The organism is Pseudoalteromonas sp. Angola-7 (genome assembly GCF_028599255.1).
Taxonomy (GTDB): domain Bacteria; phylum Pseudomonadota; class Gammaproteobacteria; order Enterobacterales; family Alteromonadaceae; genus Pseudoalteromonas; species Pseudoalteromonas atlantica.
Genome location: NZ_JAQREL010000029.1, coordinates 1 through 1,577, shown reverse-complemented (window position 1 = coordinate 1,577; position 1,577 = coordinate 1). Strand labels below are relative to the sequence as shown.

Genomic DNA, 1,577 nt, shown 5'->3' with positions numbered 1-1,577 from the left:
TAGACATAATGACTCCCACACGGTGTTAGCCTCCGCTTTTCGTGGGTTAGCTTAATTCAAAGCCAGAGCCATAATTAGTTTGTCAATTAACTAAACAGCAGAGGCTAACATGAATAAACATAGCATACTTTTTATCGGTCTTGATACACATAAAGAATTCAATGAAGTCGCCTATATTGAAGAACATAGAGGTGCGCAACCTGTTCATCTTGGCCGAGTTTCGTCTTCCAAAGTGGCCGTTCAAAAGCTTGTTCGTCAGTTCGAATCGAAATACTCTGGCGCAACACTTCATTTTGTTTATGAAGCAGGCCCATGTGGTTATTGGATTTACAGGTTAATTACCAGCCTCGGCCATTGCTGTTACGTGGTGGCGCCCTCTCTTATTCCTAAAAAACCTGGTGAGAAGATTAAAACCGATAAACGTGATGCTCTTAAGCTTGCTAAATTACTTAAGTCTGAAGATTTAACACCTATCTATGTTCCCGAGCCTGAAGATGAAGCTGTACGCGATTTATCTCGTGCACGCGAAGTGGCAATGAAGGACTTAAAAGATGCCAAATATCAATTAAAGGCGCTGTTGCTTCGCAATAATATCAATTATAAAGGCACTGCGAATTGGTCACAAAAACATTTACGTTGGCTCACTGAGATTGTGCTGCCACACCCCGCTCAGCACATCGTCTTACAAGAATTTTTACACACAATTACCGAACGAATAAGCCGACTTGAACGGCTAGACAATGAACTAACACACCACGTTCACCAGTGGCGTTATTATCCTGTTGTCAAAGCAATACAAGCTATGCGTGGTGTCCGTTTGTTGGTCGCCACTGGCGTTGTTGCTGAGCTTGGCGATTTATCGCGTTTCGACCATCCCCGTAAATTAATGAGTTATCTCGGTCTTGTACCCAGTGAACACTCGAGTGGTGGCAAACGCCATATTGGCGCCATCACAAAATGCGGAAATGGCCGAGCAAGACGCCTTCTTGTGGAAGGTGCACACACTTATCGGTATGCGGCAAATATATCAACAGATATGCAAAAACGACAAGAAGGCTTACCAAAGGACATTATTGATATTGCGTGGAAAGCACAGATTAGGCTCTGCAAACGCTATAAAAAAATGATAGCCAAAGGGAAACACTACAATCTGGTTGTTACCGCCATTGCCCGAGAAATGATTGCGTACATATGGGCTATTGCAAAAGAAGTGGTGCTTACGCCAGTGAATACAAAACTTAGATTGGCAAGAGTACCCGCATGATAAACGTATTAGAGTTAATGCATGGGATCAAGCATCGGGTGTGGCACAACCACCGACGGCGTTAGGATGGCAGTGCAGCTAACGCTGCATTGAACCACGAACATAGACTGAAGACAGGTGCCACGACGAAATAAGTAAGGTCTGCTCTGTTACTAGAAATAGTAATAACCAACGAATATCAGCAAGATAACCGACGACATTACTTGCTTCATCCTATGTATTAACTCGCTCTAATTCGAGCTAAAGTAATTATGGCTTAAAAAGTTAGGCAGGGATCAGTGCGTTTAACTTGACAGTGGGAGTCATACCAACG

The 1,577-nt window shown here is 43.3% G+C and carries 1 protein-coding gene; it reads left to right on the top strand.

Annotated elements, in window-relative coordinates:
- The first annotated feature begins 109 nt into the window (after positions 1-109).
- A complete protein-coding gene (locus PSH50_RS20915) occupies positions 110-1,264 on the top strand; it encodes an IS110 family transposase (RefSeq protein WP_029772239.1) in 1,155 nt (384 codons plus the stop codon).
- Positions 1,265-1,577: the final 313 nt, after the last annotated feature.